The sequence below is a fragment of the Agreia sp. VKM Ac-1783 genome, from assembly GCF_900177765.1.
Lineage (GTDB): Bacteria > Actinomycetota > Actinomycetes > Actinomycetales > Microbacteriaceae > Agreia.
Genome location: NZ_FXWI01000005.1, coordinates 194,412 through 207,456 on the forward strand (window position 1 = coordinate 194,412; position 13,045 = coordinate 207,456).

The 13,045-nt window shown below is 65.7% G+C and carries 16 protein-coding genes; 11 read left to right on the top strand and 5 right to left on the bottom strand.

Annotated elements, in window-relative coordinates; all coding sequences use genetic code 11:
* Positions 1–62 precede the first annotated feature (62 nt).
* The 3 genes from CCK87_RS16760 to CCK87_RS16770 all read right to left on the bottom strand — a co-directional run bounded on the left by CCK87_RS16760 (position 63) and on the right by CCK87_RS16770 (position 1,587).
* On the bottom strand, positions 63–578 hold the full coding sequence (locus tag CCK87_RS16760; protein WP_249273955.1) for a GNAT family N-acetyltransferase: 516 nt from the start codon (positions 576–578) through the stop codon (positions 63–65).
* Positions 579–700: 122 nt separating this feature from the next.
* Positions 701–970: a DUF3253 domain-containing protein gene (locus tag CCK87_RS16765; RefSeq protein ID WP_086462629.1), complete on the bottom strand. Its 270-nt coding sequence runs from the start codon at positions 968–970 to the stop codon at positions 701–703.
* A 17-nt stretch (positions 971–987) separates the two neighbouring features.
* Positions 988–1,587, bottom strand: coding sequence for a TetR/AcrR family transcriptional regulator (locus CCK87_RS16770; protein WP_140162912.1), 600 nt, complete (start codon positions 1,585–1,587; stop codon positions 988–990).
* A gap of 96 nt (positions 1,588–1,683) precedes the next feature.
* Between CCK87_RS16770 and CCK87_RS16775 the strand changes: the two genes are divergently transcribed.
* The 8 genes from CCK87_RS16775 to CCK87_RS16810 all read left to right on the top strand — a co-directional run bounded on the left by CCK87_RS16775 (position 1,684) and on the right by CCK87_RS16810 (position 6,361).
* Positions 1,684–2,646: a zinc ABC transporter substrate-binding protein gene (locus tag CCK87_RS16775; protein WP_086462630.1), complete on the top strand. Its 963-nt coding sequence runs from the start codon at positions 1,684–1,686 to the stop codon at positions 2,644–2,646.
* A gap of 88 nt (positions 2,647–2,734) precedes the next feature.
* On the top strand, positions 2,735–3,586 hold the full coding sequence (locus CCK87_RS16780) for a metal ABC transporter ATP-binding protein (protein ID WP_249273961.1): 852 nt from the start codon (positions 2,735–2,737) through the stop codon (positions 3,584–3,586).
* A gap of 5 nt (positions 3,587–3,591) precedes the next feature.
* On the top strand, positions 3,592–4,464 hold the full coding sequence (locus CCK87_RS16785) for a metal ABC transporter permease (protein WP_086462632.1): 873 nt from the start codon (positions 3,592–3,594) through the stop codon (positions 4,462–4,464).
* 76 nt (positions 4,465–4,540) lie between these two features.
* Positions 4,541–4,939: a transcriptional repressor gene (locus CCK87_RS16790; RefSeq protein WP_086462562.1), complete on the top strand. Its 399-nt coding sequence runs from the start codon at positions 4,541–4,543 to the stop codon at positions 4,937–4,939.
* A 188-nt stretch (positions 4,940–5,127) separates the two neighbouring features.
* Positions 5,128–5,364, top strand: a complete 237-nt coding sequence (rpmB, locus tag CCK87_RS16795) for a 50S ribosomal protein L28 (protein WP_055782318.1) — start codon at positions 5,128–5,130, stop codon at positions 5,362–5,364.
* A complete protein-coding gene (gene rpmG / locus CCK87_RS16800; RefSeq protein WP_055782315.1) occupies positions 5,364–5,531 on the top strand; it encodes a 50S ribosomal protein L33 in 168 nt (55 codons plus the stop codon). Before rpmB ends, rpmG begins: the two co-directional genes overlap by 1 nt.
* A gap of 3 nt (positions 5,532–5,534) precedes the next feature.
* Complete coding sequence (gene rpsN, locus CCK87_RS16805) at positions 5,535–5,840, top strand: 30S ribosomal protein S14 (RefSeq protein ID WP_044443722.1); 306 nt, start codon at positions 5,535–5,537, stop codon at positions 5,838–5,840.
* 233 nt (positions 5,841–6,073) lie between these two features.
* Positions 6,074–6,361, top strand: coding sequence for an HU family DNA-binding protein (locus CCK87_RS16810; protein ID WP_044443721.1), 288 nt, complete (start codon positions 6,074–6,076; stop codon positions 6,359–6,361).
* A 135-nt stretch (positions 6,362–6,496) separates the two neighbouring features.
* Here CCK87_RS16810 and CCK87_RS16815 read toward each other — a convergent pair whose 3' ends face one another.
* On the bottom strand, positions 6,497–7,282 hold the full coding sequence (locus tag CCK87_RS16815; RefSeq protein ID WP_212638256.1) for a TetR/AcrR family transcriptional regulator: 786 nt from the start codon (positions 7,280–7,282) through the stop codon (positions 6,497–6,499).
* A 161-nt stretch (positions 7,283–7,443) separates the two neighbouring features.
* Here CCK87_RS16815 and CCK87_RS16820 point away from each other — a divergent pair, with 161 nt between their 5' ends.
* Positions 7,444–9,345 carry a cytochrome c oxidase assembly protein gene (locus CCK87_RS16820; RefSeq protein ID WP_086462634.1) on the top strand — a complete coding sequence of 634 codons (1,902 nt, stop codon included), beginning with the start codon at positions 7,444–7,446 and terminating at the stop codon, positions 9,343–9,345.
* On the opposite strand, the gene CCK87_RS16825 is transcribed toward CCK87_RS16820, so the two are convergent.
* A complete protein-coding gene (locus CCK87_RS16825) occupies positions 9,342–10,406 on the bottom strand; it encodes a hypothetical protein (protein WP_086462563.1) in 1,065 nt (354 codons plus the stop codon). The two genes, CCK87_RS16820 and CCK87_RS16825, sit on opposite strands and share 4 nt — an antisense overlap.
* 103 nt (positions 10,407–10,509) lie before the next feature.
* Between CCK87_RS16825 and CCK87_RS16830 the strand changes: the two genes are divergently transcribed.
* Both CCK87_RS16830 and CCK87_RS16835 read left to right on the top strand, forming a co-directional pair.
* Positions 10,510–11,781: a DEAD/DEAH box helicase gene (locus CCK87_RS16830; RefSeq protein ID WP_086462635.1), complete on the top strand. Its 1,272-nt coding sequence runs from the start codon at positions 10,510–10,512 to the stop codon at positions 11,779–11,781.
* Positions 11,782–11,918: 137 nt separating this feature from the next.
* On the top strand, positions 11,919–12,944 hold the full coding sequence (locus CCK87_RS16835) for a hypothetical protein (protein ID WP_086462564.1): 1,026 nt from the start codon (positions 11,919–11,921) through the stop codon (positions 12,942–12,944).
* Positions 12,945–13,045 lie beyond the last annotated feature (101 nt).

A 13,045-nucleotide genomic window follows, 5' to 3' on the forward strand; every position in this document is an offset into this window, starting at 1 on the left:
GTGCCGGTACCCCTTGTCCGCCTCGGTACATCCTGAGGCGAGGCGCCGCCGCAGTCAGCGGCTCAGCGCAGCGCGAGCACCATCTCGACCTCGTTCTGCGTGTGGTCGAGGGGATAGGGGATCGTTTCGCCCGTTTCGACGTAGCCCCGTCGCGTATAGAAGGAGCGCGCTCGCGGGTTGTCCTCGTGCACGTGCAGTCGTAGATTCCCCTCGGGAACGGCGGCGCGCGCCCATGCCTCCACCTGGTCCAGCAACGCATCCGTGAGGCCTCGGGCCCTGCCCCGCCAGGCGGGCGTGACGTAGACGCTCACGAGCATGGCGTCGCCGTGACCGTCGAGGTAGCAGCTCATCGTGCCGAGCCAGGCGCCGGTCGAGGTGTCTACCGCCGCGAGGCCGAGGCTGCCCTCGCGCTGTGTGCGCGACGCGCGGGAGCGCCACTCCGCCTCCGGCTCGCGGCGGGCGTTCTCGAGGGTCTCGAGAAAGGCGAGCGGGGTGTCGGCGAGCATCTCGAGGCGCAGATCGCGTAGACGCTGCCAGTCGCCCTCGGCGATGCGGTCGATCCTGAATTCTGACTTCACCGGGCGAGGCTAGCGGGATGCCCACACTCGCGCAACGGGGTACGCGACCGCTCGAGCGCGGGTGTTCTCGCCGGGCGCGGTGGTTGTGCCACCGCGTAACGCGGCAACACCCGCACTCGGCGTCAGGGGCGCAGGCGCCGGATGCGGATCGGTCCGCGGGCCGTCGCCAGATCGACCGGCTCGCCACCTTGGGTGATCTCGACCTCGCCCTGTGCGACGAGGCGAGCCGCGGCGCTGCGCGACGCATCCATCAGATCGCGCCAGTCGTCGTCGCCGACGGCCCGCGCTGCATCCGAGGGGCAGATTGTCGACGTGAGCGCACGCTTCTCGAGCAGATCGATGATCGTCTGCTCCAAGCGGCGGTCGATCTCAGGATTCGAGCCGGAGGACATGATTCCAGTGTGCGCCCTCAGCTGCTGCGCGGCCACCAGCTCGGCAGAAAGAGTTGATAGGCGGCCATGAACGCATCTGTGCTGCGGGGCGCGGGGGTAGAGAGCCAGGCCTCGAGAGCCCCGACCGTGCCGTTGGCGATGAAGCGGGCGGCAGCGTTCGCGACGAACCCCTCGGGAGAGACGATCGCGGACTCGGGCACCGTGATCGCGTGCCGGTCGAGCAGTAGGGTGACCGTCTCGGCGAAGTGCTGGCTGAGCATCGGCTGCAGGCTCGCCGATCCGCTCGACTTGCCGAGCCCCCGGATATAGATGGAGGCGTGCGAGTCCACGTGCTGCAGAACCGCGACGGTCGCGTGGGTGATCGCTTCGGATGCCTGACGCACGGTTGTGAGATCGGCCTCGGCGAGGTGCGTGGTGCGAAGTTCGTCGAGTTCGGCGCGCAGTACGCCCTCGAGCAGTGCCGCGGGCGACGCGGCGTGCTGGTAGAAGGTGGAGCGGTTGATCTCGGCCGCGATGGCGATCTCGGATGCCGTGATCTCGCTCGCCTGCCTGTCGGCCGCCAGCGACAGCACGGCTGAGGCGAGCCGAGCACGGGTCTTTCTTTGGCGGGTGTCCACACAGCGAGTGTAGGAGCCTTAGCCGCTGGTTCCCCCCGAAGGTCGTCCTGACTTTGACAATCATTATCAATAAAGCTATTTTCAAAAATGACCCGCATGACATTCGACCTAGAACGGCTCACCCCACCCGTGAAAAAACTCCTCTCTATCACCGCGCTCGCCGCGGCCACCGCACTCGCCCTCTCCGGCTGCGCATCGGCATCCACCGATGCTGGAGCAACCGACGCGCCGACGAACGACTCGGGCGTGCGCATCGTCGCATCGACCGACGTCTACGGCGATATCGCCAAGCAGATCGGTGGCGACCGGGTGAGCGTGACGTCGATCATCGACGATCCAGACAAAGACCCGCACGAGTACGAGGCAGACGCCCGCACGCAGCTCTCGCTCTCGAAGGCTCAGCTGGTGATCGAGAACGGCGGCGGCTACGACGACTTCGTCGAGAAGATGCTCTCTGCTGCCGACAACAAGGTCGCGCCGGTGCTCAACGCCGCCGACATCTCGGGCTTCGACCAGAAGCCCGCCGAGGGAGAGTTCAACGAGCACGTCTGGTACGACTTCCCCACCGTGCAGAAGCTCACCGACGAACTCGTCAACCAGCTCAGCGCGATCGATCCCGAGGGCGCCACGAGCTACGAGAAGAACGCCGAGACGTTCGAGGTGCAGCTCACCGCGCTCGAACAGCAGGAGAAGGACATCAAGGCATCCTTCGCCGGTGCAGGCGCCGCGATCACCGAGCCCGTTCCGCTCTACATGCTCACCGCCGCGGGTCTCGTCAACAAGACGCCGACCGCCTTCAGCGAGGCGATCGAGGAGGGCACCGATGTTCCCGCCGACGTGCTCAAGCAGACCACCGACCAGTTCTCCTCTGGAGAGGTCAAGGTACTCGTCTACAACGAGCAGACCTCCGGCGCCCAGACCGAACTCGTGCTGACCGCCGCGAAAGACTCGAAGGTGCCGGTCGTTCCCGTCACCGAGACGCTCCCCGCCGGCTCCGACTACATCAGCTGGATGACGACGAACCTCAACGCGCTTCAGGGCGCGCTCAGCGGCAAGTAGTCTTCACCGAGTGAAGATCTTCGGCGCGAAGTCGGCGCGGGCCGACGCAGAAGCCGCCCCGCCGCCCCGCAATGCACCACGACACGTCGTGCTGCGTGTGCGGGGCGGCGCGCTTCAATTCGGTGATCGTCGGCTCTGGCACGACCTCGACTTCGACGTTCGCTCGGGCGAATTCATCGCCGTGCTCGGAGCCAACGGATCGGGCAAGTCGAGTCTGCTGAAGGTCATCCTGGGCCAGCAGCACCTGAGTGCCGGAACGATGACCTTCGAGGGCTCTCCCGTCACACGAGGAAATCGCCGCATCGGCTACATCCCGCAGCAGAAGCTCGCCGATGAGGGTGCCCCGCTGCGCGGCCGCGATCTCGTCGCCCTCGGCGTCGACGGCCACCGCTTCGGGTTTCCGCTGCCCCGGGCGGCGCGACGCCGCGAGGTCGACGAGCTGCTCGCATCCGTCGGGGCATCCGAGTACGCGAATGTGGCCGTCTCGACTCTGTCGGGTGGCGAGCAGCAGCGCCTGCGCGTCGGGCAGTCGCTCGCGGGCAATCCGCGTCTGCTGCTCTGCGACGAGCCGCTGCTCTCTCTCGATCTCGCGCATCAACGCGCCGTCTCCGAACTCATCGACACGCATCGTCGGCAGCGCGACCTCGGTGTGCTCTTCGTGACGCACGACATCAATCCCATTCTCGACATGGTCGACCGCGTCCTGTATCTCGCCGGCGGATCCTTCCGCATCGGAACGCCCGACGAGGTGCTGCGCAGCGAGGTGCTCTCCGAACTCTATGGCTCGCCCGTCGACGTCATCCGCACGCGCGGCCGCGTGATCGTGGTCGGGGTTCCGGATGCCGGCCACGGGCACGACGGGCATCATCACCACGACGACGACCCCGGCGGCAACGGCCCGATCGGATCGACCGCGCAGGGCGGCGGGCCGCGATCGTGAACGGTATCGACTGGTCTGACCTCTGGTCGCAGATCTTCAACTTCTCCGACTACGGAGACTTGATCGTACTTCTGCAGAACTCGATCATCGCCGGCGCCGTGCTCGGTATCGTGGGCGGCCTCATCGGCGTGTTCGTTATGTCGCGCGACATGGCCTTCGCCGTGCACGGCATCAGCGAGCTGTCGTTCGCCGGCGCGTCCGCCGGTCTGCTCTTCGGAGTCGGAGTGGTCGAGGGCTCTCTCATCGGCTCGATCGTCGCCGCCCTGATCATCGGCTTTCTCGGGGCGAAGTCTCGCGATCGCAACTCGATCATCGCCGTGCTGATGCCCTTCGGGCTGGGGCTCGGAATCCTGTGTCTGGCCCTCTATCCGGGCCGCAGCGCCAACAAGTTCGGCCTGCTCACCGGCCAGATTGTGGCCGTAGACGACCCCAGGCTCAACTCGCTTATCGCGATCTCGATCGTCGTGGTGGTCGGCCTGCTCGTGGTGTGGCGCCCGCTCACCTTCGCGAGCGTCGATGCAGACGTGGCCGCAGCACGCGGCGTTTCGGTGCAGACGCTCTCGATCGTCTTCATGCTGCTGCTCGGCCTGGCGGTGGCCGTCTCGGTGCAGGTCGTGGGCTCGCTGCTCGTGTTGTCGATTCTCGTCACTCCTGCCGCCGCCGCGTTGAGGGTATCGTCGTCGCCGATCGTGGTTCCCCTCCTCAGCATGCTCTTCGCCGTGCTCTCTCTCGTCGGCGGAATCATGCTGGCACTCGGCGGATCGGTGCCCATCAGCCCCTACGTCACGACGATCTCGTTCGCCATCTACGTGATCTGCCGCATCATCGCGGCATCGCGGGCGCGAAGGGGCATCTCGGGTCGAAAGGCGGTGGCGTGAGGATGCCGGGCCGAACGTCGGCGACGCGGGTTAAGATTGAGGGGATTTCGGTCATACGTGACCCCGGAGGTAGATCATGGTCGTGAAGCGCAATACGTGGCAGCGCGAGGCGGTGCGTGCCGCACTCGGCACACAGATCGGCTTTGTGAGCGCCCAGGGTCTCCATTCCAATCTGCACTCCACCGGCTCGCCCATCGGCCTGGCCACGGTCTACCGTGCACTGGCCGACCTGGCGAACGAGGGCGAGGCCGACTCGCTGCAGTCGCCCGACGGCGAGAGCCTCTACCGAGCGTGCAGCACGGGGCATCACCATCACCTCATCTGCCGCAGCTGCGGCCTCACGGTCGAGATCGAAGCTGACGAGGTCGAGTCGTGGGCGCGCAAGACGGCCGCTCTGCACGGCTTCTCCCGCCCCGAGCACGTGGTCGACATCTTCGGCTTCTGCAATTCCTGCGTTCCGACGCCCGCCGGCTGAACCCGCACAGGCGCGTACTTGCGCGCATCCGGCCGGTCGCCTAAACTCGGTAGCTGGTCGAGTGGCATCTCCACTCGCATGTACACCAACCCCCACCTGTTTCATTAGGGGCAGACGTGTGCCGACAAGCAATCTTGGGTAGAACGCGTGGGCAACTGCGTTTTTCTACGGTAACTATGGAGGAAATCATGGCAGCAACCTGCCAGGTGACCGGCGCCATTCCCGGCTTCGGACACAACATCTCGCACTCGCACCGTCGCACGAAGCGCCGGTTCGACCCGAACATCCAGAAGAAGACGTACTACGTTCCGTCGCTTCGTCGTAACGTGACCCTGCAGCTCAGCACCAAGGGCATCAAGGTCATCGACGCACGCGGCATCGAGAGCGTTGTCAAAGATCTTCTCGCCCGTGGGGAGAAAATCTAATGGCTAAGTCACAGGACGTTCGTCCGATCATCAAGCTGCGTTCGACGGCCGGCACGGGTTACACCTATGTCACCAAGAAGAACCGCCGCAACAACCCCGACCGCCTCGTGCTCAAGAAGTACGACCCGGTCATCCGCCAGCACGTCGACTTCCGGGAGGAGAGGTAACACATGGCCAAGAAAAGCATGATTGCAAAGAACGAGCAGCGTAAAGTCATCGTCGCTCGTTACAACACCAAGCGCCTTGAGCTGAAGAAGGCCCTCGTCAGCCCGACGTCGACCGACGCCGAGCGCGAGGCCGCCCGCCTCGGCCTGCAGAAGCTGCCCAAGAACGCCTCACCGGTGCGCGTGCGCAGCCGTGACGCGGTCGACGGCCGCCCCCGTGGTGTGCTCACGAAGTTCGGCATCAGCCGTGTTCGCTTCCGTGACATGGCCCACCGCGGCGAGCTGCCCGGCATCACGAAGAGCTCCTGGTAATCCAGAGCTTCTCGCACTGAGCATCTGAAAAAGGATGTCGGCCCATCGGGTCGGCATCCTTTTTCGCGTTTCAGGGGTGTCGTGTGGTCGCTGAGGCGCGGTAATCCGCGAAATCCCGGCGATCTCTGATACATTCGTCACGGTCAACAGACCAGACGTGTGGCCTACTCAAGGTTTCCACCGTTTCGTTTCTAGAGCTGCTTTTCGCAGCACAAGGTCCGAGGAGGACACCCATGGCTGATAAGTCACTCAACAAGACCGAGCTCGTCGCCCAGGTCGCCGCTGCATCCGGCCAGACGCAGTCCGCTGTCAACGAGGTTCTCGACGCCCTCTTCGCGACGCTCGCGGAGTCGGTCGGCAACGACGTCAAGGTCACCATCCCGGGATGGCTCGCTGTCGAGCGCACCTCGCGTGCAGCCCGCGCCGGTCGCAACCCGCAGACGGGTGAGGCCATCCAGATCGCCGCCGGTCACTCGGTCAAGATCTCCGCTGGCTCGAAGCTCAAGGCTGCCGCCAAGTAGTCTTTTCGATTCTTCATCCTCAGGGGTGCCCGCTTCACGCGGGCGCCCCTGAGGTGTTTAACGGCGTCCGTTCCCTGATCCTGTCGAAGGGGCGGCGTCTCGACGGGCGGGGTCAGCGGGCCCGACGGGCGGGGGTCATCGCGCCAGCGGGCGGCGGGGGCGCATCGGCGTGCGAGGTGCGGCAGCGGGCGGGGCACCGGATGCCCGTGCTGGCGACGCGGGCGTGCGTCTGACCGCGGGGGCCAGCGGCTGTCGCGACGGATCACCCGCCTGCCGTTCAGGCGCGAAGCTCTCGATGCGGGCGATAGCGGCATCGAGTGCCGTCTCGAGGGGCGCGGTCTGCTCGTGGAGCCGAGCGATCAGCAGCCCGCCCTGAAGTGCAGCGAGCAGGCCGACGGCGAGGCTTCGTGGGTCGGCATCGTCGCGCAGCGCTCCCGCGGCACGCACGGCCTGGAGGCCGTTCTCGACCAGCGCGAGCCAGAGGTCGAAACCCTCGACCAGCCCAGCCCGGGCATCCGGATCGGTATCGACGAGCTCGCTGGCGAGCGAGCCGAGCGGCGACCAGCCGTGTCCGACGCGATCGCGAGCCTGAGCGACGACCGCATCGCGCCACGATCGCAGCGACTCGATGCTGTCGATCGATTCGAGGTGCGGCTGCTGCTCCGCGATGGCTACAGCGGCTTCGTGCGCCACGACCGCGCGCACGAGCTCTTTCTTGTCAGAGAAATAGTGGTAGAGCTGCGATGCGCTGACCTTGGCGTCGGCCCGAACATCGTCGATGCTGGTGCCGGCTGCGCCCCGAGTCCGGATGCGTGCGGCTGCGGCCTCGATGATGCGGAGCCGGGTGGCCGCCCCTTTTGCCGTGAGCGCCGGGCGGTTCGGAGCGGGCGCATCGGTGGGCGGCATCGTGTCGGTGCTCATGGGTGTCGAGTGTAGATCGAGTGGAATGAGGCATCCATTTGCCACGCCGCATGTGGGCAGTCTGAACGGGCGAGGCGCACAGGAATGCCGCGTAAAGTTGACGGGTGCCGAGAGTCGTTCGAACCGTTGGTCCCGCCGTGCTCCTCGCGGTGGGATTCGTGATGCTGTTCGTCGGCCTGCGCATCGCCGGCGGCGCGGACGCCCAGCTGCTGCAAGATCCCGGCCCGGTCGTGCGCTATGGCATTCCGGTCACCAAGATGATCGTCAACCTCGGGGCCGCGGGCGTGCTCGGCGCCCTGATGCTCGCCGTCTTCGCCCTGCGCTCTGACAAGCCCGAATTCAACCGGGCACTCGATGTGGCAGCGGGATCGGCTGCTGTGCTCACGGTGGCCTCGGCGGCCACGGGCTTTCTCACCTTCATGCAGCTCACGGTCAAGTCCGTGCGCTTCGACAATTCCTACGGTGAGCTGCTCGGCCAGTTTCTGACCCAGGTCGAGATCGGCCAGGCCTGGCTCATCACGACGCTCATAGCTGCGGCCGTCACCGTGCTGTGCTTCGCGGTGCGCAACGTGACGGCTCTCGTGTTCGTGGGTGTGCTCGCGGTGGTCATGCTCGTGCCCATGGCGCAGCAGGGCCACGCGGCCGGAACGACCGGCCACGACGCCGCGATCACCGCGCTCGGCCTTCACCTCGTCTTCGCGGCGGTCTGGCTCGGCGGTCTTCTCGTGCTGGTGATCATCTCGCCTCAGCTCGACAACGACCGCATGCTGTCGGTCGTCTCGCGGTATTCGACCGTGGCGCTGGTCGCGTTCATCGTGGTCGCGGCATCCGGTTATGTCAGCGCCGAATTGCGCATCGGCAGCCTCGATCGTCTGCTGACTCCCTACGGTCTGCTCGTTCTCATCAAGGTGGGGGCGCTTATCGCGCTCGGCATCTTCGGCGCCGCCTACCGTCGCTCGCTCATCGGCCGCCTCGCCGAGTCGGGCCGACGCTACTTCTTCTGGAAGATCGCCGTCGTCGAGTTGGCGTTCATGGGTATCGCCTCCGGCGCCGCCGCGGCTCTCGGCCGCTCGGCCCCGCCCGTAGACCAGACGATCCCCGCCGTGCAGACTCCGGCGCAGATCCTCACCGGCGAGCAGCTGCCGCCCGAGCTCGTGTTCTCGCGCTACTTCACCGAGTGGAACTTCGACCTGCTCTGGATTCTGCTCTGCGGATTCGGCATCGTGTTCTACCTGGCCGGCGTACGCCGTCTGCGCAAGCGCGGAGATACCTGGCCCATTCACCGCAGCATTCTCTGGGTCGCCGGCATGCTGTTGCTGTTCTACGTGACCAACGGTGGAGTGAACGTCTACGAGAAGTACCTCTTCAGCGTGCACATGCTCGGGCACATGACGTTGAGCATGATGGTGCCGCTGCTGCTTGTTCCGGCGGCTCCGATCACCCTCATCATGCGCGCGGTCGCCAAGCGACAAGACGGCACGCGCGGCGGTCGCGAGTGGGTCCTCCTCGCGGTGCACTCCAAGGTCGGCTCGTTCCTCGCCAATCCGATCGTGGCAGCCCTGCTCTTCGCCGGCAGCCTCTGGCTCTTCTACTACTCACCGCTGTTCCGGTGGGCGACCGTCGATCACATCGGCCACGAGTGGATGATCGCCCACTTCCTCGTCACCGGTTACCTACTCGTTCAGGCGCTCATCGGCGTAGACCCCGTGCCCTACCGCTTCCCCTACCCGTTCAGGCTGCTGCTCCTGCTCGCAGTCATGGCCTTCCACGCCTTCTTCGGACTCGCGATGATGACCGGAAACGGGCTCCTGCTCGCGGACTGGTACGGCGCGATGGGCAGGCCGTGGGGCGTGAGCGCCATCGAAGACCAGCAGGCCGGCGGAGGAATCGCCTGGAGTGTGGGCGAGATCCCGACCGTCATCCTTGCGATCGCCGTCGCCATCCAGTGGAGCAAGCAGGACAAGAAAGAGACGACCCGCCGCGATCGCACGGCCGACCGCACGAACGAGGCGGAGCTCGGCGAGTACAACGCGATGCTCGAGCGCCTGAACTCCCGACGCTAGTTGGGCTGCGCCATATTCTGCGAGCGGGCAGTGAACGTGATCTGCCCCGCGTCGTCGAGCGAGATCGCGTAGTTCAGCGAGAAGGGGACATCCTCGCTCAACGCCGACACGGTGCCATCGAACAGCGACTTCACCTCAACATCGATGTGGGCCGCTCCGGAGTTCTCTGACAAAAGCCAGGACGACGGGCCGGCCACCACCTTGATCTGTGGATAGGTGACGATCGACCAGCTCGGATCGCCCTCGATGCGATCGCTGATGCTCTTCGAGAAGGGGCAGCCCACCGGGAACAGCACCTTCTGGGCCGCGCAGTCGTCGAGAAAACCGGTGAGCTGGTCGGAGACGGCCTTCGTGAAGAGATCATTGGGAACGGCCTTGACCATGCCGCTCTCCGTCTCGCCAGGTGAGGCGAGGGCCACGGCCACGGTGTCGCTGGTGAGATAGTGCGACTCGTGCGACAGAACCACGAGCGAGGGCACGAGCACCGTGAACCGCCCCCCGGCCCCGAATGCGCCGGCGCCGGCGCCGAGATCGGATGCCTCGAGCTCGCCGGTGCCCACCGTCACGCTGGTCGTGTTGGTCACCGCGAGCGAGAGCGTCGCCACGGGAGACTCTTTGAAGCGCCACTGGCTGAAGACGCCGAAGTTCATACTGTCGTGCTCGACGACGAACTCGCTCTGGGTTCGTGCGGACTGGCGATCTGCGCCCTCGAGCGTGTAGCTCGCGGTCACGCGATGAACACCGGAGCCGAGATCGGTGTCGTCGGTGATGCGGATCTTGCTGATGGTGCCGAGTGTGTTGCGCTTGAGCAGAGCCGCACCCGCAGAATCGGGGGTCAGGTCGCTCGGGAGGTCGACGCCGGGCATGGAGAGTGCGCCGTCGACGTCGCGCGCCCCGAGCGTCTGCAGGTAGGTGGTGACGAATCCACTCGAGCTGAACACGGTGAGGTTGAGTGCGAGAACCCCGCCCGCGAATACTCCGATGAGCAGCAGCAGCGAGCCGCACCAGGCCAACACGACCTGCGTCGATGAGATGCGCCGCTTCTGCACATGCACATCCATGGGGTCAGTCTAGGCAATGCCGCCGTGGGCCCGCCTCGCCGGAGGACACGCCCGGTAGATTGGATGTCCTCCCCTCGTCGCCGTGCACAGAAAGTCGTTCCGCGTGTCCCTTCCCGATCTGTCAGCCGAGCAGAAGCGCGTCTTCGATCTGATCGAGTCGACGAAGAACCACGTGTTCGTCACGGGCCGCGCGGGCACAGGAAAATCGACGCTTCTCAATCACCTCAGCTGGAACACCGAGAAGCAGCTCGTGATCTCGGCTCCCACGGGCGTCGCCGCGCTCAACGTGGGCGGGCAGACCATCCACTCGCTGTTCCGGCTGCCGATCGGGGTCATCGCCGACTCCGACATCGAGCAGAACGGCGATGTGCGCAAGATGCTCAACACCATCGACACGCTCGTCATCGACGAGGTCTCGATGGTGAACGCCGACCTGATGGATGCGATCGATCGCTCTCTGCGCAAGGCTCGCCACAAGCCGACCGTTCCGTTCGGCGGGGTTCAGGTGGTGCTGTTCGGAGACCCTTACCAGCTGGCTCCTGTCCCGGGCGATTCCGATGAGCGCGCGTATTTCACCGACCACTACCGCTCGATGTGGTTCTTCGACGCGAAGGTGTGGAGCGAGGTCCCGCTCACGGTCGTCGAGCTCACCGAGATCCATCGTCAGCACGACGACGACTTCAAGTTCATGCTCAACGCAGTGCGTCACGGCCAGGTGACGAAAGAGATAGCGGATGCGCTCAACGGCGCGGGTGCCCGAACTCCTCCCAGCGACGGCACGATCACCCTGGCCACGCGCAACGATGCCGTGAACCGCATCAACGCCGAGGCGCTGAAGCGGCTGCCCGGCAAAGTGCGCACCGCGAACGCCGAGGTATCGGGCGACTTCGGGGGCCGCAACTATCCGGCCGAGGAGGCGCTCGAGCTCAAAGTCGGTGCGCAGGTCATGTTCCTGCGCAACGATTCAGAGCAGCGCTGGGTCAACGGGTCGGTCGGCGTCGTCTCGAAGATCAGCAAGGCGGGCTCGATCTGGGTCGAGATCGACGGCGAGGTGCACGAGGTCGACCCCGTGAGCTGGGAGAAGCACCGCTACTCGTACTCGGCCGACGACAAGAAGCTCACGAAGAACGTCATCGGCGAGTTCACGCAGTTTCCGCTGCGCCTCGCGTGGGCCGTCACCATTCACAAGAGCCAGGGCAAGACCTACGACCAGGCCATCGTCGATCTGGGGCAGCGCGTGTTCAGCGCGGGCCAGACCTACGTCGCGCTGTCACGACTCACCTCGCTCGACGGGCTCTACCTCACCCGACCACTGCGCCCCGCCGACATCTCGGTCGACCCCGCCGTCAAGCGCTTTATGTCGCGCGGACAGTAGCGCCCGCGTCGATAGGTGCTGCCATTGCAACTCACAGAGTTTTCGCAGTCTGATACCGTCGGTATCGATTGGTGCACCACCGCTGAGTCGATTCGCCTCCGGATGTAGAAGCACACGAATCTCCCGGGAGAAATCGAATGACAGTTCGTTCACGCCTGTTCGCGCGGATCGGCGCCTCCGTCGCCGCTGTCTCGCTGAGTGTGCTCGCTGCGGGTGCCCTCGCTTCGCCGGCTGCCGCTGCATCGTCGCGCACCCTGCCGGACGGCTCCTCGATGTACGCCATCTCGTGCGACACAGACCTCACCGACCTCTCGCTCTTCTCGGTCGACGCGACCACAGCTGCCGCGACGCTCGTCAACAACGGAACCCCCGACTCCGCTGATTGCGCCAGCCAGTCAGCGTGGAACGCCGCCACGTCTGTCGCCTATTTCGTTGCCTGGCAGGAGACGGGTCCGGCCATTCTCGCCACCGTCGACACAACGACGGGAGTCAGCGAGCCCGTCGGCACGTTCACCATCGACGGCACCCCGGTGAGGGTGAGCGCGATCGCCATCGGCCGTGATGGTGCGGCGTATGCCATCAGCGTCGGTGCGCTCTATTCGCTCGACCTCGGCACAGCGGCGCTCACGGAGATCCGCGATCTGAACATCTTCGGACTCTACGGATTCGCGGCTGATCCGACGACGGGCGCCTTCTACGGCGTGGCATCGGGCGGCGGCTACTATGCGATCGATGTGGTGAACGGCACTGCGACCCTGCTCGGCAACACCGGACTCGCCGAGATCAACGACGTGCCGTCGTCGCTGCAGATCGACTCACGAGGAACGCTCTGGGTTGTCACGGAGCTCGTCGACGAGGTCGGTGACCACTCGCGCCTCTGGAGCATCGACCCCTCCGACATCTCTGGCAGCGCTCAACTGTCCGGCGAATTCACCGCTGCGACGGGGCAGTTCAGAACGTACTCGCTCTTGTTCGTGCCCGGGGTTGCCGTGCCCGCCGAGGTTCCGCTTGCTCCAGCCGACCCCGTTGTCGCGCCGGCCGCTGTTCCGACGCTTGCGAACACCGGGGTCGACGCCGCGCCGATCGCAGCGGGTGGAGCCCTCGTGGCCATGCTCGGTCTCGCGCTGCTGGTGCCCGGCATCCGACGTCGCGCCAACGTCTAAGCGCACCGATAGGAACGGCCCCCGGCGCGGTGCGCCGGGGGCCATTCCTTCGTCTGTGTGCACCAGTGGCACAGCGATATGGCGCAGATCGACCTTCCCGT